Origin of the sequence: Streptomyces sp. NPDC005820 (assembly GCF_040630255.1) — a bacterium.
Taxonomy (GTDB): Bacteria; Actinomycetota; Actinomycetes; order Streptomycetales; family Streptomycetaceae; genus Streptomyces.
Genome location: NZ_JBEXXE010000092.1, coordinates 1 through 20,421 on the forward strand (window position 1 = coordinate 1; position 20,421 = coordinate 20,421).

Below are 20,421 nucleotides of genomic sequence, written 5' to 3' on the forward strand. Positions count from 1 at the left end.
CCGCAACTATGCCGAGACTCGGGGCTCACCAGGCCCTGGCGTCCAGGCCCACGAATCCGTGCCTCGGCATAGTCGCGGTCTCGGCATAGGTCGATCTATGCGGATGTCTGCATAGATCGACGAGCTCGGCTATATGGAGCTGGACCGGCGCGGAGCCGAACTGCTGTTCCAGGTTCTGACGGAGCGTGAGGAGAAGAACAGCGTGGCGATCGCCTCCAACGAGTCGTTCTCCTCGTGGACCAAGACGTTCACCGACCCCCGGCTCTGCGCGGCCATCGTGGACCGCCTCACCTTCGGCGGCAACATCATCGAGACCGGCAGCGACTCCTACCGCCTGGCCAGCACCCGGGCCCGCGCCGGACAGGCTCAAGCCGGCTGACAAGACGTATCGTCAGGGATCCTCGACTGCTGCTGGTGGAGCTTGTCCATGACACGATCGCGGAGAAGCTCGTACTCCTCACGAAGTCTGCGCCATTCGGTCACGGGCGGTCGGGGAATGACAACACCCCCGGTGACAGTCTCCTGCGGCCCGAACTGCTCGCGGGTGAGGTCGATCTCAAGGCCCACGCCCAGGCGGTTCCACCAGTGGTAGTCCACACGCTCGCCGTTGACGTGTACTTCTCCCCGGATCAGCTCACCGCCCAGCAGGTCATTGAGCACCATGGCGGTCACACCGCACTGGTCCCGAGCCGGGTTGTCCGGGCTCCAGCGCGATCGGAACTCAGGCGTGCACGTCTCGGCACTCCAGCTGCTGCGAACGGCTCGTTCGATGTCGGTGAGAAGCAACGGTGTCATGCCGGTGATCCTTCCAGCTCGCACTGACAACGGCTCGGATCGACGAACGCCGTCGGCGGACACGATCAAAGCCACCGGGGCCAATTAACTCGTTCACGAGGAGCCTCGAAGATCGCTGCCTGGGGCCAGAAGACTCGTTCCTGTGGGGCCAATTGACTCGTTCGAGGCCAGATGAGGAGTACGTCATCGATGGCACCGGTATTGAACAACTGGACGCAGCAGAGCTTCATCAGTTCTGTGTCACCCGTGCCCTGCGAGTGTCGCTCACGCTTCGTCTGGCCTCTCAGCAGTTCGCGCACTTCGTCGAGGTCGGTGCCGACCGGGTGGAGACCATAGCGGCGTATGCTCTCGTCCTCGTCCATCAGTGCTGCTCCGTCTCTCGGTCTCTGCCTCGTCGAGTACAGTTCGCGCCAGTCGCCGGGTGTGGTTATGTGGCGTCATGTTCAGTGTCACCGTGTCGCGGCCACTCACTGTTGCCGACGTGGTTGCCGCACTCGCGGAATTGTTCCCGCCTGGCACGCAGTTGGCGTTGCAGCCCCCCGGAGCCGATGTCCCGGACGATACCGGAGGCCTGTGGGCGGGTCTGGAGCCCACCGAGGATCCGGCGTGGCCGCTCGGTCTTGTGGTGCATGTGTACGAGTGTGACCTTGGGCCGTATCCCGACCTTCGTTTCGCGGAGCACATCGGGGAACGACTCGGCGTGGACGTCTTGTGCGGCGTCGATCCGTCCCTCGTCGATGTCGACCCCCAGGATCCGTACCACTCCCTGGCACTCGTCGGCGGCCGGTGGTATCTCGCGAGCACTGCCTGCACGCGGCTCTGGGGACCGTACACCGTATGTGACGCCGACGGATTCCGGGAGGAGCCGGGTGGCGAACCGGTAAAGCTGATCCGGCCGGTCGTGGTGGACACGCGCTGAGCCCTGATCAGCGGCCTCCTCTGGGCGGGTGGACCTCACCCCTTCCTCGGGCACGCCCCGCACCGGTCCGCCTGGCGCGGTCGTCACCCGCACCAAGCCGCCCGAGGCTTCCGAGCCCACCAACCGCTGCGACAACGCCTCCGCACAGGCGACAAGGTGATCCCGCATGCGTCAACGGCACTTCGCTCTCAGACGATCAGCAGCCCTGGTGTGCCCATGCCCGTGGGCCTCTCCCCGGCGCCCCTCCGGTCGAGTTCGGTCATGAGCCTGCTCTCCTGGTCGCGGTCGACGTCGTTGACCACCTCCCAGGGAACCGGCTCGTACGGGTCCAGCCGCCTCAGGTAGTGGCCGTGGTCCAGGCCGTGCGCGGTGAGTGCCTCGCGCAGTCGCTCGGCGGAGATCCGGGCCGGATCGACGCCCGCGTCGTGCCGTGACTCCAGGACGTGTCCGATCCTGCGGTCACCGCGCAGGCACACGCTTTCGAGGAGGAGTCGGCTGGCTTGGTCCCATACAACGCGGTAATTGCGCTCGTAGGCCTCCGTGCCGACGAGTTCGCGCAGGCGCTCGCGGATCTCCTCGACATGGCCCTCCATGAGCGCGGGGTCGGCCATGGGAAGCCGTTGGCTGACGGTTCCAGGCTCGGGCATGAACTGCTGGAGTTTGAGGATGACCGTGCCGTTCGCACGGTTGAAGCGCCGGAAGACGTCGACCGCGTAATCGGCGATGGCACGGCGGTCGGCGGCCGTCTCTCCGGGGGCGCCCACGATGAAGTACAGCATGATGTGGGCGAAGTGCTCGTTCTCCCGGAGCAGGTCGATTGACCGGTGGACCCGCTGCGGTGTCATCGTCTTGTTGAAGATGCGTACGAGGTCGGGAGCGGCGAACTCGGGGGCGAGGGTGACGATCCCGCGTGGGCCGCCCAGCTTCAGCTCGGTGAAGAAGTGGCCGGTGTCGCCGAGTTGGGAGACCGCGTCCAGATAGCGGGCGGACAGTTCGTCGGCGCGGATCGAGCCGATGATGGTCGTCGCCCTGCCGTCCATGCGGTGGGAGTGCTCGCGCAGCCGGTCCAGCAGGGCGTAACGCTTGCCGTACTGCGTGAAGGTCGCCGAGCTGATGACGACCTGCGCGATGTCGTGCTTCTCCAGCTCCTCCAGGTAGGCGTCCAAGAGCTCGAAGGGGGCCTGGCGGAAGGGCGGTACGCCCAGGGTGCAGAAGTGGCAGGCCCAGCGGCAGCCGAGGGTCGGGACGACCACGCCCCGCTTGCCGTTGGAGATGGGCGCCACGAAGTGCGCGGCGTGCAGTTCGTCGAGGCCCAGGAACTGCGGCCGTACCTTCGCCGGTACCCGCGGAGTGCGAGGGCGGACTGCGGTGACACCGCCGCCGGGTCGCAGCTCGCAGTCGTACATCGCGGGTACGTAGAGCCCCGGGACGCGCGACAGCTCCTCCAGCACGGATTCCTTGGCGAGTTCGGGATCCATGGCGGCATGCGCGCCCCTGGCCCGGTGCACGACGCGGATCAGCTCGACCATGGAGGCCTCGCCCTCGCCCAGGGCGACGACGTCCACGTAGTCGGCGAGGATCTCGGGGTTGGCGAAGCCGCCGTTGCCGCCGACGACCAGCGGGTGCCGTCCGAACACCCGGTCCGCGCTGCGCCGCGGAATGCCCGCGAGATCCAGCAGCCGAAAGAACGACGGCAGGTCACCGGAGTTGGCGATGCTCACCCCGACGATGTCGGCCGTCGCTACCGGTGACGCCGACTCGATCGTGCGGTAGACCTCGCCCTCCGGCGGCGCGAGCCGGTTGCCGCTGGCCCGCAGGCAGCTGTAGCGAATGGCGCGTTCCGCGACGGCGGGGATGTCCGAGCCACGGTTGACGAGGTCGTACAGCGCCAGGGGGCCCATGCACATCAGGGACATCTCGTGCATGTACGGCAGCAGGAAGACGACCCTGAGGGAGTCCGGGGCCTTGCCCGTCAGGCGGTAGGGGCCGCAGAGCGGGATCTCGGACTTCCTGATGTCCTCGATCTCGCGGAGAAGTCGCGACATGTGTGTTTCCGTTGCCTTCCGCTCTGCCTCAGCCGCAGCCCTCGGGGGCGGGGTCGGGGACCGGGTCCACGGGCGGGGGGTCGACCACGGGGCCACCGGGGTCGCCCGGGTCCACGGGCGGAGGCTGTTCGACCGGAGGCGAGTCGATCGGCGGGTCGGCCACCGGCGGGGTGTCGACGGTGGGCAGCGGCTGGGGGTCCGGTGCCGGCGGACCGACGAGGCCCAGATTGCCGAGGGCGTAACCGACGGCCTGGTTCACCGTCGGCGTCAGGGCGTTGGAGATGAGTGTCTGGCCGAGGTCGTTGGGGTGGTACGAGCCCTGGAGGTTGAGGAAGTCCAGGCCGTTGAGCCCCTCTTGCTGGGTGAAGAGCTCGTGGCCGGCCAGGGCGTTGGTCACGTCGCCGTAGAGGAAGTTGCGGCCGGTGCTCTGCGCGAGCGTTTCGATGGCCTGCTGGTTGAGGCTGCTGATCGTCTCGCCGAACTGGTTGGCGAGCTGGGCCTCGCGGCTGCTGATCAGCAGCTCGCTCACCGGGGACGACGAACCGCTGGGCACCTGGTCCGGCATGACCTTGGGGTAGCCGAGGGCGATCATGGTGCCGTCGGGGCTCATTCGGTTGGCGATGTCCTGGTAGACCGCGAGCTGCGCGTTGAGGTAACTCCCGTCCTGCAGCGGGGTCATGAAGTTCCCGAAGTCCGCCTCGGTCGTCGCCTCCTTGGAGGTGAGCATGGTCTTCGCGAGGTCACCGAAGTGCGCGTCGTTCCCGCCGATGCCGACGATGACGATGTCGGCGCCGTTGACCGCGTCGATCTGCGGGGAGTGCTCGAACTCCGTGCCCGGCCGGGTCACGTTGTAGAGGGAGTCGCGGGTCGCGCCGGAGACCGGGACGAAGGTGATCTCGAAGGTGATGTTGGGGTTCAGCTGCTGGACCCGGGAGAGGGCCTGAAGGGTGGGAGCCGACGCCGAGTCATGAGCCGGGTCGATGACGTTCACGAGATCGCCGTCCGGACCGGTCACGGTGACGGTGCGGTACGTCCCCGCCGAGGCTCCTTCACCACTGGTGTAGGAGTCGCCGATGACAGTGATCTTGATGGTGCCGGTCCCGTTGTTCCCGTCGGCGTGGGCCGTGCCGGCCAGTGCGCCGAGCAGGGCCACCGCGCTGACTGCCTGGCCGCCTACAGCCGCCGCCCGCCGGACGACGACGGCACGTCTCGACGGTCGGGCATGTCGCCCCTGACGCTTGCTCACGGAGTTCTCCTGGGAAGTCGGTCCGACGCCAACAGCCCGTACGACGGGGCTCTCCGGGGGCAGGAGCCCACAGCCGTACGGGCGATATCGATCATGCGTTCTGATCGACCCGCCAGCATTGGGGAACCCCCTACATGTGTCCGTAGCACCTGTTCCAGTGCTGCGGTTCCCCGTTCTGTGCCGCGCGGGGCTCGACGCGGCCGACGCACTTCGGCCCCTGACCACCGGTACGGTGTCGGTCGAACTACGCAACCCTCCACGGAATCGAGGAGCGATCCGCCTTCCCAAGGCGGTCCGGGACGGCCGAATCCCTACGATTCCGACCATGTCCGAACACGTGATCACAGCTGTTGGAGGGGGAAGCGATGGTGCCGGGCGCATTCGACATCTGGCCGCCCCAGGCGTTTCCGCTGCGACCAGATCGGGTCGAGGCGGCGTGTCGCGCGCTACGGGAAACCCTGGCCGAGGAGATCGGTAGCGTCGAAGCGGATGGCCTGGACGGCTGTCTGGGGCCCGTCCCGGAGGATCTGACCGATGCCGATGCCGATGCCTTTGACGCATGGCTGCTCGCGGGCTGTCTGCCGCTTGAGTGGGTGGTGCTCCGGCTGATGTCGGAGGTGTTTCCTGGCGGAGAACGGCGGCTACTGTCCGGCCGGGTGGCGGTGCCCGAAGGGCAGGTCCGTGTCGAGGACGGTGATGTCACGGTCGATGGCGACCTCCTACTGGAGGACGGCGCGCGGGTCATGGTGCTGGGCGAACCCACCGTCACCGGGTCCTTCGTCGCGCCGACCGACACGTACTCCCTGGTGGCCGCCAGGCGTATCGAGTGCCGCGCCGGGGTGACCGGCGGGTCGGTCATGGCCCTGGAGTCCGTACACCGCCCCGGCAGATTCTGCCTCAGTTCTGATCACCATGACTCGATCGCGCCCCCTTACACCGGCGGCGTGCTCGTCGACCACCTGTGGCCGGCGCAGTTCGACCGTGTCGAGGTCGCCACACGGGTCACCGGAGGCATCGAGGAGATCGACTACGACGCCGCGTTGGAGGCGCTCGCGATACCCGACCCCTGGGAAGACGACGAAGAATGGGACGACATCGACGTCGGCGGCCTCTACGCGGCGCGCCTCCTGGCCGCCGCCGCTCCCCTTGGCCGGCGACCCCTCGCGTGAGCGACGACTATTCCGGCCCCGCCCCCTGTGCAAGTGGGCGAGCGGCAAACTCGCGGGTTCGTCGGACACCGCTGAATGCGAAACCGATCCTCAACCATCAAAGAGTCAGGCCGATATGTCCAGTCCACTGACCGTTCTTCGCACGCTCGGCAACCACTCCTTCGCCGAGATCGGCGTGCCCTCGGCCGTGGCCGTCAGCGAGGAGCGGGGACTCGTGGGTGTGGGCGGCGATCTGGGGTACCCGCAGTGGTCCGGCTGCGGGATCGACGTAAATCGATGGTGGCCGTACCCCGTGGGGATCTATGGCACGGACGATCTGCGGTGCCGGTGGCTCGTGGAGTCGAGTTGGCCTGTGCACTGCCTTGCCTTTCACCCGACGCTGCCGGTCGTCGCCATCGGGACCGGGTCGTACGACGGGGGTTGCTTCTTCGAGGGCGAGCTGTTGCTGCTGGATCTGAGGTCCGGGCGGTCTACCTCGGTGATACGTGGCGCGCGTGAGGTGCTGCACGTGGCGTGGCAGACCCAGCACGCGTTGCGGGTTGTCGTGGCTCCACCCGATGACTCCGACTCCGAAGCCGGCGAGGCGCATACGCACGGGTTCGAAGCGGTCATCGAGCGGTCCGACTGGAGTGATGTCGCTCAAGGGTCGGTCCAGCAGGAGGAACTGAGCGGACGGTGGATCGAGTTCGAGCAGCTCTCGAAGGACGAGGCGACCCGCCAGGGCGTCGAGTCGCTTGCCGTGTTGGCTCGTGAGCCGCGGTGGGAGCCGCGCCGACAGGTGTGGGACGTCCACGGATTGCGGGACGGACGGGTGCTGGCCTGCCTGGACGGCGTAATGGCGGAGACATGGCTGCCTGACGGGCGTCTGGAGTGGCGTGTTCCGGACCGGGAGGGCGGGCGGCAGCTCGTGGTCAGGGCCGGCGAGCTCGACGCATGGGTCAACGTGGAGCGGAGGCGTGTGCGCTGGGTGGGCGGGGAAGCGGTGGCCGAGCCACCGCTCGTCGCCCGCGTATCCCTCACGGACGGGAAGGTACTCGGCTCCCTCCCCGTCGGTTTTTCCGCCGCGCTCACCGCGCGTGACGACGGCTGGCTCGTGCTCCGCCCCACGAGGGGCTGGCGCGCCCCCGGACCGGCCGCCTTGGTCAGCCCTGCGGGAGTTACCCCCGAGGCGTACGTGTCACTGGGCGGATTCGACCTCTTCAATCACCCCTTTCCAATCCGTCACAGTCGGCAACTGCTCGTACTCCAGGGCGAGAAGCGGGAGCCGGGGCGGAACAAATGGGTGGTCGCCGTCGACCCGGCGGGCCCGGACGCCGAGCCCGTGGTACGACGACTGTTCTCCCTCGACTGGGACACCGAGCAGGCCCGGCATCTCTTCGGCGGGCCGGGTATCGAGGTCGGCACCGGGGAAGGGCGGGACCTGGTGCACGCGGGGTCTGTACACAGCGGTGCGGGTCTGCTCCCCGGCAACGCTTTCGTCGTACGGCGGAGTCTTGAGGACGGAGCCGCGCGGTGGGTGTTCACCGCCGACTTCGCGGCCACCGCCTTGGACGGGGACGAGGACACGGTCTACGTCGCCTTCACCTCCGGTGAGCTGGTGGCACTGCGCGCCTCGGACGGGACGGTGCTGTGGCGGCAGCGCCTGGATGTCGGCGGCCGGCCCGTGGTGCCGCTCTCGCTCACGCTCGTCTGCCCTGGGCGACTGCTGATCGGCACGGTGGACGGGCGGATCCTCGACTGTTCCGTGACCGGCTCGGCGGATCGATAGGAGGCATCCGCGGTGCGGCAAGCAACCCGGCAGATCATTCTCACCGATATTGATCATGCAGCAGTCGACAGGTGACTCCCGACGTCGCTTCGAAACGACATCCCTGGAGAATGACACAGCCACACCGAGAGAGCCGGCTGCGCACACGCTCGCACTCCCCGCACGCACGACGCCTCACAGGTAGTCGAAGAAACGGTCCCACCAGGTCGGTGGATGCTTGCGTGGGTGGCGGGCCGCAAGGTTGCCGACGCCGTCGTAGCGTTCGTGGAGCAGGTGCTCGGAGACAGCGACGTAGCGGAGTGCTTCAAGTTCGTCGTCGACGCGGCGACGGTCGGTGCTCTCGAAAAGAAGGCGTTCTTCGTCCTCGGCGTAACTGCCGGGATTCCCGAGCGTCATGGCGACGAGGTTGCCGAAGTTGCTGACGGTGATGGTAATGCGGTCGCCGCTGGCTGTCGCGGCTGCGGGGATGACGATCGTCCCGTGGTGGCTGGCGTCCTGGACCCCTCGATCGACGCTGCAGATGCAGTGGAACTGCTGTTCCAGCCTGGCTGCGAGCTTGTCGAACCGGGCTCGCGCTTCAGCGTGGTCGTAGTGCCGGGGGACCTCTGTGTGATCGGGATCGTCGAGGTCCTTCAGCAGAGCCAAGATGTGGCGGTCATCGAGCGGCATGGTCACCGCCTCCCTTGTGCCCAGACATGGTGTTCGCAGGCGGCGCGGCGCACCGACCGAGGTCAGCGGTGGGACAACATGGCGACATCACTACCGAAACCAACCAGGATCCGGCCCTCCGAGGTGACACACGCCGCGTCGACCTGTCCGGGAGAGTGAGTTCGTCGGTCACGGCCGCCGTCTCGCCGGCGAGATCCCACACCGGCAGCGACTCGTCGTATCGGCCACCATCCCGAAGATCACCAGGCATGCGGGCACTGTAGCCGCGCCCACTCACATCACCTGTCGTGCGGCAACCTCCCCTGCCGGATTTCCGTAGCGAGTTACATGGTTTCACCTACTGTCTGCGCTGCGGGGAAACCGGGTCACAAAGGAGCCGTCGCAAACAGCACTTGTCAGTCATCCCAATTCACGTGCCTCCAAACGCGGTCGCCGGCGCAAGGCGCCTCGGGGGCCGCACGGAGGCGGACGAGGCGACGACGGACTCGAAATCCGTCCGCCCGTCCGTCCCTGGCCGGAGCGACCGGCCACGGCGCCAGGTCGTCGACAGGTACGCCTCGGCCACCCGGCGGCACGGCGCGCTCCGGATGCTGGTACGTACGGTGATTACGTGGTTCTCCGGATGCGCCGATGGGTTCCGGTGGGTTTGAGTCCTCGTGCGCCGGAGAGATTCGCCCGGACGACTGTCAGTGGCTGCACCTAGCGTTCCGCTCATCGTCACTCCGAGTGCCCGATCCAGGCAGCGCTGTGACGATCTTGAGTTCTCTTGAGCGGAAGGCGGGGCCAGTGGGCTGGCTGACGGCGGGTGACGGGTATGAAGTCGCCCTGGTGGAAGGCCGGGTGGCCGTCAGGGCCACGGCCCGGCCGGGCGGCGGGACGGCAGTTGAAGACGCTGCCGAAGACGCTCACGAATCCGCCATGCGAGCCGATCACCGGATCGCCGACATCACTCCGCGTGCTCGTACCGCCCGAACCGGCTGCCGACCTGTGCCGCAATGCCTGGCAGCGCATCCGGGAGGACGACGCCCCGCACTCCCCTACCGTGGGCCCGGCCGTCCCAGAACCGAGGGATCCGTGAAGGCGGGGTCGCGAGGTGTCTCCGTCCGGAAGTCCTGGCCGGAGTCCCAGTCCCAGGACTCCTCCTCCTCGGCCAGCCGCTCGACCAGCTCGAAGAAGCGGTTCTCCACCGGACGCAGACCGGCCACCGCGTCAGTCAGGTCCATGGCGTCAACGAACCGCGCGCCGTGTCGGCCGACGGACAGCACCGCCAGCCACCCGTCGGCGTCAGCGGGCCAGAGGTTGGCGCCGGTCTCGGCCCAGAACAGTACGGTGTCCTCGGCGGACCGGGACTTGAACTCCCCGGCCGCGGCGAACATCAGCATGGCCGTATGGACGCTCCACTCCCGGTATCCGAGATGGAGGAGATAAGCCTCCAGCGCCCCGTCTCGATACAGCAGGACATCGGCGGCTCCGCCACCTTCACAAGAATCCTCGACCCGCTCCGAGAAAAACTCCCGAGGTGTCATCGCCGTGCCGACGGAATCCCATTCCGTGTCTGCGCGACGGCCGTTCCACAACCACCCGTCAAACATTTCGGCCGGGTTCACAATCACGCTCAGGTCCGCTACAGGAGCGCTCAGCCACGCCTCGAAACCGTCTCGCGACATGGGAATGCGGGCGGCCACCATGAAACTGTCCGACATAAGTCCCCCACCTCTTCTTCTCGCCACCGGATACGCAATGAATATCACATACTCACCCGTCGCCGAATTCAACCTCCTGAAGGATCTTCAGGACAGGATCGGCTACGAGAATTTCGCCGACGGATTCGGTCTGACGGAATACGGCGACCTCTCCGGTCTGGTGGCGGGCTGGTCGGACGACCTCGCGTTCACCGGCCGGCTGATTCCCTTCGCTCAGGCCACCTGCGGAGGTTCCTTCTATGCGCTCTGGAAGATCGACGACCGGACCGACCTCGCCGCCCTGCCCGTGGTCGTCTTCGGCGACGAGGGCGGGCAGCACGTCGTAGCCCGGCACGTGCACGAGCTGTTCCAACTGCTCGGCTTCGACGCGGAGATCAGCGTCGACTGGGAGAAGGCCTCCTTCTATCGCGACGAGGACAAGCCGCACAGCTGCGGCCACGACGAGTATGTGGCCTGGCTGAACCAGCACTTTGGCCTGCCCGTGGCCAAGGACCCCGACGCCGTCCTCGCGTCGGCACAGGCGGAGCTGGGACAGCGGTTCGCGGACTGGGCCCGCCCCTTCCTGCCCTGACCCTGATCACACAGCCCCATGAGCGCCCATCACGAACGAAAGGTGAGTCCCATGCACGGAGTGCCGCTGACGGAGCGAGTCATCGAGGTGGTGCGACGCGATCCGCAGGCCAGCGCGCTGCCGCATCTGCTGCCGCATGTGAACGTGCCCTGGGTGGAGGGTGGTGAGGCCAGGCCGATGGCCGAGGAGGTGCTCGCGGCGGCCGTGTTCCCGTCCGGGCGCCCGCTGCCGCCGAGTCTGCGCGCCTGGCTGGCGTACGACACCAGTCTGCTGGAGCGCCACGAGTGGTTCACCCCGGACGGAGGGTTCGCACCCCGGCCGCTGGACCAGGTGGTCTCGGACGAGATGGGAGCCTTCTGGGGAACGGAGTTCTCGTGGCTGTCCGGGCACTTCCCCGAGTGCTTCCTGCTGCCCGGCGGCTCGGACTCCCGGCGCATCCTGGCCGTCACCGAGCCCGACGAGGAAGGCGAGTACCCGGTGTTCGCCCTCGACCTGGACGACATGCCGTACCTGGGGCTCATGTACCCGGGTTTCGACGTCTACCTGGCCGACACGGCCGGCCTCCTGGAGTTGGGCAAGCGGCGCACCTACACGGACCTGATCGACCACGGCATCTACGGGCCCCGCATGCGCCACCATGCCGTGCGGTGCTTCGCGGGCGAGGCCTGTGTGGAGTACCCGTTCGAGTTCGCGCCCGTGTACGAGCAGCTGTACCCGGGGCGGGGGGAGGTCATCGGACGGGGTTGAGCCTCGTGCTGACGCTGTCCGCATGGCGGGAGCGCTTCGACCGTCCGCACGACACCTCCGCTGTGGCCCGGCGCACCGGAGGCCAGGTCGCCGGTTTCCTCGCGCACGACCACGGCTGGTACCACCACACCGGCGACCTCGTCCTCCCCAAGAACACCGACCTGGACATCGCACTGGTCGTCGACGGCGATCTGGTGGTGCGCGGCTTCCTGGACGACCACGCGTCCGGCCTCGGCATGCTGGTCGTCCTCGGTGACCTGGTCGTACGGGACCTGATGTCGTACGGGGCGCTCTACGTCGGGGGCGACCTGCGCGCACAAGGCGTGGTCCACGCCCACTACAACGACTTCACCTTCGAGGTCGCGGGCGCGGTGCACGCGCGGGCCCTGGTCCTCGACGACAAGTTCGGCGACTACCGCAGAGGCGCCCTGGGCGTGGAGATCGACGCGTACGACCCCACGCCCGGCCAACTCCGGGCCGCCCACGAGATCTTCGTCCCCGAGGTGTACGAGGAAGAGGACTGGGACGTGGAGGACCGGGACGCGGACGAGGACCCCCCGGAGTCACGTCGGCCGAGCCCTGACCGGGTCCGTGCCCGGCTGCACGCCGGCCGGCCCCTGTTCAAGGCCGAGGGGGAGCGCAGTGGCTGAACAGCACGTATCGGCATTCGCCGCCGAGGAGGCCCGCTTCCGGGCCATGATCGGCTCCCACGACGAGACCCTCGTCCGTACGGCCGTCGCCGCGATCCGCCCCCTGCGGGAGGCGGGCAAGCTGCTGCGCGCCACGGACACCGGCGAGGTAGAGCGGGCACTGCGGGAGATCGTCTCGGGGCGCTCCACCCCGTCCCGTGAGGAGGGCTATACCTGGCTGTTGGAACTCCTCGCCCCGACCCTCGGGAACCCCGTCGGCGAGGTGGTCCTGCCGGGAAGGGGCTGGCACGACCTGGAAGGAGCGCTCCGTTCCTGGGGGTTGACCACTCTCGCCCAACTCTGAGGACGCTGCTGGACCTTCCCCTGGACCGACGGCACACAGGCACCCGAGCCATGGCCCTGGCCCTTCCTCATGCTCGCGCCCCTCCAGGACCTCCAGCGAATCCGCGACGAACTCACCGCCTTCGACACCGACCGTATCCATGACGACTACGACCTCCTGCCGGGCGGCGACGACGATATGGAGGAAGTGGTGCCCTTGCTCGACGAGTTGTTCCCGGCGTGGGTCGACGCGGCCCTCGCCCAAGGCCGCGACCTGCTCCTGATCCGTGACGGTGGAAGGTGAACATGCCGAAGGGAAGCCTGACCCCATGTCCATGTGGCTGAAGCTCACCAAGATCGAACCGGCACTGCTCATGGCAGTGCAGGAGGGGTCCGAACTCTCCGCGTTCCGCACCGGGGCGGACTCCTACGGATGCGACCACCGCATCCTCAGCACCATCGCCGAAGGCCGCGCCGAAGCCGAGGAGGGCACCGCGGACTGGACGAAGGCCTACCCATGGCTCGCCAGATCGACCGGCCACGGCTGCGCCGCCGTCGAGGAGAAGGAGTACGAGTCCGGCTACGGACCCGCCTTCGTCCTCACCCCCGACGAGGTCCGTCAGGTCGCCGAGGGCCTGGTGGCCGAGGGATGGGCCACCACCGGTACCACGGCGGCCGACTGGACCGGGGAGAGCGAGGACCATGGGCTGGAGGACCTGGGACCGTTCTTCGCGGCCGCCGCAGTCGAGGGAAAGACGGTGATCGGCGGGGTCGGCTGAGCCCATACGACGCCCCGTTGCCGGACCTACAGCTGCCACCACCACGCTTCGAGGTCCGGGTCGTCGGCGAACTCCACGGGGATGCGTAGGGAGACTGCCGCGCGACGGACAGGGCATCGGTGCGGCGGACTACGGCGCGCAGGTCCCGCACGGCGGGCATCTCGGCGAATTCGTCGATGTCGTAGGGGCAGTCGGCGGGGCCGTGTGAGGAGGGGCTCGCAGACGAACGCTTACCACAGGCCGGCGAGTTCGCGCTCCTGTTCCTTCTCCGCGGCGCCGTCGACCTCGCGGGCCACCTCGATCAGGGGAGTGCGGCGGAGCGGGGGCGTCGGGACCGCGATTTCCGTAGCTCCGGGAGTCGCGCCCATGCATCAGATGACCGCCGTCGCCAGAACCAGTGGTATTTCCCGGCAGGAGCATTCAGCGAGATGCTCGCGCCAGCGACCATTTCCGGATTCCGCTGCAGTTGAGGATGTCTCGACAGGCCGCCGCACTGCAGGGCGCGCAGTCGGTGCGCAAGTTCCGCCCGAGCGGGGTCGGTGAGGAGACACCTCGTACATGTACTTACGAGTGCATCAACATCCGAGATGTCCCCTCCAGAGCGGCACTGGATCACATTCAACGACCAAAAATGTCCAGATATGCCGCACGGGCGACGGACGGAGACGACGATACCCAAGTCTCAGATTCACCCCGGATTCGACCCTGTTCTCGTATAGCTACGGCCAGGTGGTGTGTAGCTCTGAGTAACTACACGGGGTTGTGATCGCGCTGCTGAAGGGCGGCGAAGTCGGCGTGTGCCGTCTCGACGGCTTCCGGGTACGCCTGGGTCTTCTCGTACTCGGCGAGGGCCCGGTAGATGCTGGCGAGGGACGGGTTCCGTCCCTTGCGCTTGCCGGTAGGGATGATCAAGTCGGGCTGGATCTGCTCGACGGATTCGCCGAGCGCCTTGCGCCGCAGCACGGTGTGCAGCATGTCGTCGGTGATGACCGGGGGCCGGCCGCCGTACTTGCCCTTGCGGGCCGCGGTGTCGAGCCCCTCCAGCGTCGACTCCCGGATGTTTTCCCGCTCCGTCTCGGCCATCGCGGCGAAGAAGCCGAACAGCAGCTTGCCGGGGCCTGTGGGGTCGTAGATGCCGGGCAGCGGTCCGGCGAGCATCTCCAGCACCAGAGCATGGTCGGTCAGATGGTCCGCGAGGGCGGTGAGCTCTGCCGCGTCACGCCCCAGTCTCTTCATCTCGAACACAGTGAGGATGATCCGGCAGTGCGGGGCGTGCGCCTTGATCTCCCGGGCGGTCTTCAGTGCCTCTTCGAACTGCGGGCGGACCTTGATCCGGGTGCTGATCTTCTCGCTGAAGATCTTGTCTCTGCCGATGCCGTGCCTGGCGAGCGCGTCCAACTGCGAGTCAAGCTCCTGGCTGAGGTGTGAGCAACGGGCATAGCCGATGCGGATGTCCGCGCTCGGCAGACTGGGGTCTACGGCTGCGGGCACCGGCTTGCCGGGCCGCCAGGACTGCCCCGGACCTCGGCTGGCCGGAGTCGGCACCCGCAGTTCCTTCGCCAGCTTCGGCACCTTGGTGAAGCGGCCGGTGTGGTAGGCGCTCGTGACCGCCCCGCTGCGCGAGCGGCACGGCGAGCCGGGGGCGGCCGTGCACTTCGGGCATGGATAGCGCTCGACGAGATCGGCATCGGACTCAGTTACAGCAGAGGATTCCTGAGGGACCATCATGGACCCACATTTTCGCACAAGGCAAGTCGCAGAACCTCGTTCCTGTCGCTTTTGAGTGCGAACAGGTTCCGAGAGTCGATCCACTTCTCGGCGATCTCGACCCGGCTCTATTTGATCTTGCTCGGGCAAAGGGTCGTTTGTGAGAACCAACGCGCGAGACCTCCAAGCGTGCGCGAACTGCGGCATGGTGTCAGCGGTGAGAGCTACCTTGAGAGTCGGCCGCCACATGCCAGCCCAACTCCGAGCCGTCTCCTTGCTCACACCGAAGAGCGGCAACCTGTCCTTGGTCACGCCTGAGGTGGGGCTCGTGGGAGACTCTGCCGCACTCGGAGATGGCCATGACCGCCAACAAGCACGTGCGCGAGACCTGGACCCCGTTCAACCAGGAGCCCGGCGACCCGCAGTCTCACCCGCCTTGCCTCTCTCCGCACATGGCGGCGACGACTCAGAGGCAAGACCGATGCGCCCCGGTCTGAGTGGGGCGAGGTAGGTAGAACCACGTAACTGACTCCTGAACTGTGCGTTGGGGGCGGCTATGTGGCCCTCATGTCAGAGGCTGCATTTATGGTGCCGTTGACGATGGCGTGCCCAGATCCATCTGGACCTTGCCGCCAAGACCTGGAGAATGACGTGCACTCTTTCGATGCTGCAGATGTTCCGAACACGGATGACTGGGAGGCGTGGCTCGCCTACGCGGATCTGCTGACTGGGGCGGGCGACCCGCGGGGCGAGGCGATCCGGCTGGAGCACCGCCGTGAGACCAGGGACGGGGACCAGGCCCAGCTGGCAGCGGCCTATGAGGAAGTGGAACGGCATCTCGGGCTGGACGGGTTGCGGGAGGACGGCTCCTGGCAGTTCACCTGGTCCCGCGGCTTCATCGACGAGGCCTGCTTCCGCCTGGCCAAAGACACCCAGCCGCAACGCCGAGAACTGGTGGAACGGCTCCTGACAGGCCACTCACACACTGCAACCATCGACCCGACCGACCCCGAGCAATGGGAGGGTGCACTGATCGACGCCCTCCTTTCCCACCCTGCCATCCACCGACTGCGCACACTCGAACTGCACCTCACCGACTACCACCACTCTGCCGAGCACTCCGCGGTCTCACTTGCCGGCCGACAACGCCCCCGGCTGGAACGCATGTACTTCGGTTACAGCTTCGAGTACCTGTTTGAACTCAGCGATGGATCGACGGGTAAGAAGATCAACCCCGAGGACTACCTTCACCAAGGACTTGTGCAGGCCGATATATGGGAATCGCTTCCCGCCCTGCGCACACTGGAACTCGAAGGCGCGTTCCTGTTCCACTCCCTGAACCATGACAGCCTGACCCGACTGCGACTCCGGGGCCCCGTCATCTCCGACGGATCGATTTTCGAACTTGGACAGACTCCCGGCCTGGTGTCATTGGAAGTTGAACTCGGCGATGACGTTTACGGCTGCGCGTGCCCGCCTGAGCAACTCGAGGAACTCAAGGCCTCTGAGTACCCTAGTCTCAAGAATCTTGACCTCAGCAGGGCAGAGTTCGATGCTACCTCGCATCAGGTACTTTCAGCCCTCGCGGATTCCTCGGTCCTTGCTCAGCTTGAGCGTCTGTCCATCAGGGACCTGACGATCAGCCAGAGGGATTGCGAGGGTGATCCGCTGACCGGACTGGCTGAACTGGCACCACGATTCGCGCATCTTGATCTGCACGTGAACGGCGTCATCGACATCGAAGGCGCCGACAACGAGGAAGCCGATCGGGTTCTCTCCCGATTCGGTCTGAGCCGGGTCCACGCCACCGGCAACCATGATGACGACTGAGCGTCAGTCGATCCTGAAGTCTCCGGCGGTTATCAAAGAGCGTCGAGAAGGCCGCCAACCTTTCCCAGGTCAGGACACCAATAGAAGTTCCATTGAGGTGCCCCCGGCGGTGTGGACACGCTGACAATGGATCTTGCAGATCCGAGGAAGGGTGTCCTGGTGGGACGGAAGTCTCCGTATCCGGAGGAGTTCAGGAATGACGCCGTCGCGTTGTACCGCGCGGCGGGCGGGAAGCGCACGTATGCGGCGGACGTCGGGGTGACCGGCGAGACGCTCCGCAGCTGGGTGCGGCAGGCTGACGAACATGGTGGCCGCGATCGCAGCCGCGGTGGACAAGACACGGAGAGCCGGGACGAGGAACTGGCCCGGCTGCGGGCGGAGAACGGCCGGCTGCGCAAGGCGGAGAAGGAGTGGGAGCGCGAGCGGGAGATCCTGTGTCGGGCAGCTGCGTATTTTGCCCGGGAGGTGAAGTGAAGACCCGCCGCTGGAACTTCATCTCCGTCAGCCGCGCCGACTTCGGCGTGCAGCGGATATGCCGGGTCCTTCAGGTCTCGCGCTCGGGCTACTACCAGTGGCTCGCCTGCGCGAAGGCCCACACCGTGCGGCAGGCCGCTGAGGACGCCCTGGTTGCAGAGATCCGCGAGGTCCACACCGCGCACAAGGGTACCTACGGGGTCCGCCGCGTGCATGCCGAGCTGCGGGGTTTCGGGCACACCGTCAACCGCAAGCGCGTCGAGCGCCTGATGCGACTCAACCGAATTGAGGGACGCCATCTGCGGCGCCGCAAGCGCACCACCGTCCCGGACCGGCTCGCGCCACCTGCCCCGGACCTCGTCCAACGCGACTTCTCAGCAGGCAAGTTGGACGAGAAGTGGTGCGGGGACATCACATACGTGCAGGTCGGCGGCACCTGGCTGTATCTCGCCTGCGTGCTGGATATCTGCTCACGCCGGGTGCTCGGCTACTCGATGGCCACCCACATGCGCGCCGAGCTGGTCATCGACGCCTTGACGATGGCCGTGGCGACGCGCGGCGGCGATGTGGACGGTGTGATCTTCCACGCAGACCGCGGCTCGCAATACACGTCAGCCGCGTTCGCGCAGGTCTGCGACGGTTTCGGGATCCGCAGGAGCATGGGCCGGGCCGGCTCGAGCTACGACAACGCCCTCGCCGAGTCGTTCTGGCAGGGACTCAAGAGAGAGACGATGCACCAGAGGATGTTCTCGACGGTGCGACAGGCGAGGCTGGAGATCTTCCAGTGGCTCACCTACTACAACGCCCGACGGCGCCATAGCGCCCTCAACTACCTCTCGCCAGCCGAGTTCGAACAGCAACAGCGGCGAGCACGTAAACTCACACTCGCAGCATGAACCCCCGTGTCCACACTCCGGGGGACGCCTCAGTGATCTCCGTCTGCCGCACATGGCACAGTGCGGCCAGCAGCGTTAGGCGCCTTGGCGGCTTCATCCGCTCCAAATTCGCCGGGTACTCCTTCGACGCCCGCGCCCGCCACGCGTCCACCAGTTTCTCCGACACGTCAGCGAACAAGTCGGCGGGCAGCTCCAGCCGCCGCACCCGCTGGAGCTTGTTCACCTCCGCCAGCAGACTCTCCAGCCCCGGCACCCCCGGGTCGGCCTTCAGCTCGGCGAAGTGCGACCGCCCGCCCGCCGACACGGCACCGTCACCATCCGCTCCCTCGCCCGTCTCATCCTCGCTGCCGGCGACCAGGTCCTCCAGGCGCGAGCGCGTCGCGTGTGAGATCTGCTCCACCCTGCTGCGGCAGAACTGGGCCTCGAAGTCCTTGACCGCCTTGCCCACCAGCCGCCCGACCTGTCCCGGGGCCGGCGGCTCGATGTGGTCGTTACGGCACCGGGCCACCACCGCCGCCGCCAGCCGGTCCCGCGACAGCTCCACCGGACACAGCTCAGCGGCCAGCCACTCGGCCAGCCGCTCCTGGTCCTCCTCGGTGTTCGCCCGGAACCCGTACGCCTCCCGGATCTGCTTGCGGTGCCGCTTGATCCGGTCGCCCTGCCAGTCGCAGTCCGCCCACGCCCCCGCAGCAACCTTCACCTGCTGGGCCACGTACTCCATCGCCGCCGCGGGCATCTCCTGGGCGGACTCCGGGAACCGGGCCTCCACCTCGAAATACTTGAGCATCAGCGCGAAGCCCAACCGGGTCGCCCCCGACTTGTTCCGCACCTTCTTCATGTCGTCTTCGAGCAGCGTCCAGACCTCGATCAGGTCTTCCGGCTCCCAGTCCTGCCGCACCCGTGCTCCTTCGCCCAACCAGTTGGAGCACCTGAGCCTGGCGAGGCGGAACCGGAGCGAAGATCAGAAGACCCCAACTGTCGCCAGATGGTTACTCAGCGCTACGCGCCACCTGGCCGTAGCTATACGAGAACAGGGCCTGTACGTGGGGACTTCTACGGGCCGCCGAAAGGTGTGCCGCCCAACTGCCCAGCCGGGAGCAGGACTTCCATGAGCGCCGCTCAAGGGGCCTCGCGGACCCATGAACTCGTCGCGGTACCAAGATTTTCCAGTTCGGCGTTGGTGACGGCGAGCCGACCGAGGCTGTGCTGATGTCGGCGCCGGGGAATGGCAGTTCCGGTGGTGTACCGGATGTTGCGAGAGCGCCGGCTGCCGCGCGAGGCAGCGGAGCCTCTGCGACATGGCCCGACCACCGCGCTGCTCCTGGGCGGCCCCTGAAACGCTCGGCAGGTCGGCTTCGGCCAGGAACCATCATTCCCGGGCCGTCACACATCAGCCGTCCCGCCTGAAGACATTTCCGCAGGACATGATCACGAAAGGCGACCGCCACCAGCGGCGAAGAATCCGCTGGTCAGCCCCCGCCCCTGGCAGCCGGCCACCGCCAATCAGTGCCTCTTCAGCGGCTCATCGGCCCGACTGCTCGCCGCGCCACCCCCATCCGCAAGGCGAACCAGCACGCGACCTCACACCACCCTGACCAGCGGCAACATGCTCAACAGCCTGAAAGGGTGCGGATTCGACCCGGATTCGACCCGAGGGCCCCAGACTCCAAAACGAACAGTAGTTGACCTGCAGTGATGCTGATTCTTGCCGCTGTACCGAGCATCCACCGACAAAGGAGCATCATTAATTGCAACTAAGTGGACATCACTGGGCGATTAACGCCCACCCTGCGAGTAGTAGCACTCGCTGTCGCCACCTCCGGCGCCCTTGAGCGCGAACCGAACGGCCGCACCACGCGGCACTCCACCCTGGCGCCTAGGGACTGCGAGAACAAGGCTCTGAACAGCCTCTTTACAGAAGTTCTTCCGCCTGACAGAAGCCGTCTTGCCGAGCCGATGCAAGCCTCACGACCCTGATTCCAACCACGGCACGCGGGGTGAGGACGCCCCGCCGACAGGGACGGGAACCCCATGCCTCACACGACCGCCTTCGCCAGGAACCAGTGGTACAGCTAGCGCATCTTTCTGACCTGCGCTTATGCGAGGCGATGAGGCTGTGACCTGCTAGGACG

General features: G+C 66.9%; 20 protein-coding genes and 1 pseudogene. 12 read left to right on the forward strand and 9 right to left on the reverse strand.

The window, feature by feature from the left end; translation table 11 throughout:
• Positions 1-115: 115 nt before the first annotated feature.
• Positions 116-379 (forward strand): annotated as a pseudogene (locus ABZ464_RS50855) (ATP-binding protein); the annotation flags it as partial.
• Here the strand turns inward: ABZ464_RS50855 and ABZ464_RS50860 are convergent.
• Both ABZ464_RS50860 and ABZ464_RS50865 read right to left on the reverse strand, forming a co-directional pair.
• The gene (locus tag ABZ464_RS50860) at positions 367-795 is read right to left on the reverse strand and encodes a hypothetical protein (RefSeq protein WP_359289608.1); all 429 of its coding nucleotides are present in this window, start codon (positions 793-795) and stop codon (positions 367-369) included. The pseudogene ABZ464_RS50855 and the gene ABZ464_RS50860 sit on opposite strands and share 13 nt — an antisense overlap.
• Before the next feature lie 65 nt (positions 796-860).
• Entirely contained in the window at positions 861-1,157 is a 297-nt protein-coding gene (locus tag ABZ464_RS50865) for a hypothetical protein (protein WP_359289610.1), read from the reverse strand.
• 77 nt (positions 1,158-1,234) lie between these two features.
• On the opposite strand from ABZ464_RS50865, the gene ABZ464_RS50870 reads away from it, so the two are divergent.
• Entirely contained in the window at positions 1,235-1,714 is a 480-nt protein-coding gene (locus tag ABZ464_RS50870; RefSeq protein ID WP_359289612.1) for a hypothetical protein, read from the forward strand.
• Positions 1,715-1,902: 188 nt separating this feature from the next.
• Here ABZ464_RS50870 and ABZ464_RS50875 read toward each other — a convergent pair whose 3' ends face one another.
• Complete coding sequence (locus ABZ464_RS50875; protein WP_359289614.1) at positions 1,903-3,759, reverse strand: radical SAM protein; 1,857 nt, start codon at positions 3,757-3,759, stop codon at positions 1,903-1,905.
• Between the two features lie 28 nt (positions 3,760-3,787).
• Complete coding sequence (locus ABZ464_RS50880) at positions 3,788-5,005, reverse strand: SGNH/GDSL hydrolase family protein (protein WP_359289617.1); 1,218 nt, start codon at positions 5,003-5,005, stop codon at positions 3,788-3,790.
• Positions 5,006-5,370: 365 nt separating this feature from the next.
• On the opposite strand from ABZ464_RS50880, the gene ABZ464_RS50885 reads away from it, so the two are divergent.
• Together ABZ464_RS50885 and ABZ464_RS50890 are read left to right on the forward strand one after the other, a co-directional pair.
• Positions 5,371-6,174 carry a hypothetical protein gene (locus ABZ464_RS50885; RefSeq protein ID WP_359289619.1) on the forward strand — a complete coding sequence of 268 codons (804 nt, stop codon included), beginning with the start codon at positions 5,371-5,373 and terminating at the stop codon, positions 6,172-6,174.
• A gap of 115 nt (positions 6,175-6,289) precedes the next feature.
• Complete coding sequence (locus ABZ464_RS50890) at positions 6,290-7,942, forward strand: hypothetical protein (RefSeq protein ID WP_359289621.1); 1,653 nt, start codon at positions 6,290-6,292, stop codon at positions 7,940-7,942.
• Between the two features lie 174 nt (positions 7,943-8,116).
• On the opposite strand, the gene ABZ464_RS50895 is transcribed toward ABZ464_RS50890, so the two are convergent.
• Complete coding sequence (locus ABZ464_RS50895) at positions 8,117-8,611, reverse strand: hypothetical protein (protein WP_359289623.1); 495 nt, start codon at positions 8,609-8,611, stop codon at positions 8,117-8,119.
• Positions 8,612-9,648: 1,037 nt separating this feature from the next.
• On the reverse strand, positions 9,649-10,314 hold the full coding sequence (locus ABZ464_RS50900) for a hypothetical protein (RefSeq protein WP_359289625.1): 666 nt from the start codon (positions 10,312-10,314) through the stop codon (positions 9,649-9,651).
• Between the two features lie 37 nt (positions 10,315-10,351).
• Here ABZ464_RS50900 and ABZ464_RS50905 point away from each other — a divergent pair, with 37 nt between their 5' ends.
• The 6 genes from ABZ464_RS50905 (at position 10,352) to ABZ464_RS50930 (ending at position 13,382) form a co-directional block, all read left to right on the forward strand.
• Positions 10,352-10,885, forward strand: coding sequence for a hypothetical protein (locus ABZ464_RS50905; RefSeq protein ID WP_359289627.1), 534 nt, complete (start codon positions 10,352-10,354; stop codon positions 10,883-10,885).
• A gap of 51 nt (positions 10,886-10,936) precedes the next feature.
• Positions 10,937-11,632, forward strand: a complete 696-nt coding sequence (locus tag ABZ464_RS50910) for a hypothetical protein (protein ID WP_359289629.1) — start codon at positions 10,937-10,939, stop codon at positions 11,630-11,632.
• On the forward strand, positions 11,629-12,282 hold the full coding sequence (locus ABZ464_RS50915) for a hypothetical protein (RefSeq protein WP_359289631.1): 654 nt from the start codon (positions 11,629-11,631) through the stop codon (positions 12,280-12,282). The genes ABZ464_RS50910 and ABZ464_RS50915 overlap by 4 nt, the downstream gene beginning before the upstream one ends.
• Complete coding sequence (locus tag ABZ464_RS50920) at positions 12,275-12,625, forward strand: hypothetical protein (RefSeq protein WP_359289633.1); 351 nt, start codon at positions 12,275-12,277, stop codon at positions 12,623-12,625. Before ABZ464_RS50915 ends, ABZ464_RS50920 begins: the two co-directional genes overlap by 8 nt.
• 69 nt (positions 12,626-12,694) lie before the next feature.
• Positions 12,695-12,907, forward strand: coding sequence for a hypothetical protein (locus ABZ464_RS50925; protein ID WP_359289635.1), 213 nt, complete (start codon positions 12,695-12,697; stop codon positions 12,905-12,907).
• 25 nt (positions 12,908-12,932) lie between these two features.
• Positions 12,933-13,382, forward strand: coding sequence for a hypothetical protein (locus tag ABZ464_RS50930; protein ID WP_359289637.1), 450 nt, complete (start codon positions 12,933-12,935; stop codon positions 13,380-13,382).
• 230 nt (positions 13,383-13,612) lie between these two features.
• Here the strand turns inward: ABZ464_RS50930 and ABZ464_RS50935 are convergent, their stop codons facing one another.
• Entirely contained in the window at positions 13,613-13,750 is a 138-nt protein-coding gene (locus tag ABZ464_RS50935) for a hypothetical protein (protein ID WP_359289639.1), read from the reverse strand.
• Between the two features lie 382 nt (positions 13,751-14,132).
• Entirely contained in the window at positions 14,133-15,110 is a 978-nt protein-coding gene (locus tag ABZ464_RS50940; RefSeq protein WP_359289641.1) for a recombinase family protein, read from the reverse strand.
• 630 nt (positions 15,111-15,740) lie between these two features.
• On the opposite strand from ABZ464_RS50940, the gene ABZ464_RS50945 reads away from it, so the two are divergent.
• Positions 15,741-16,919: a hypothetical protein gene (locus tag ABZ464_RS50945; protein ID WP_359289643.1), complete on the forward strand. Its 1,179-nt coding sequence runs from the start codon at positions 15,741-15,743 to the stop codon at positions 16,917-16,919.
• Positions 16,920-17,078: 159 nt separating this feature from the next.
• Positions 17,079-18,289 (forward strand): IS3 family transposase gene (locus ABZ464_RS50950; RefSeq protein ID WP_359289648.1). Its coding sequence is split into 2 segments (ribosomal slippage): positions 17,079-17,325 and positions 17,325-18,289, totalling 1,212 coding nucleotides; the frame shifts between segments, so codons are not numbered across the junction.
• Here the strand turns inward: ABZ464_RS50950 and ABZ464_RS50955 are convergent.
• On the reverse strand, positions 18,273-19,187 hold the full coding sequence (locus tag ABZ464_RS50955) for a DUF4158 domain-containing protein (protein WP_359289645.1): 915 nt from the start codon (positions 19,185-19,187) through the stop codon (positions 18,273-18,275). The two genes, ABZ464_RS50950 and ABZ464_RS50955, sit on opposite strands and share 17 nt — an antisense overlap.
• Positions 19,188-20,421: the final 1,234 nt, after the last annotated feature.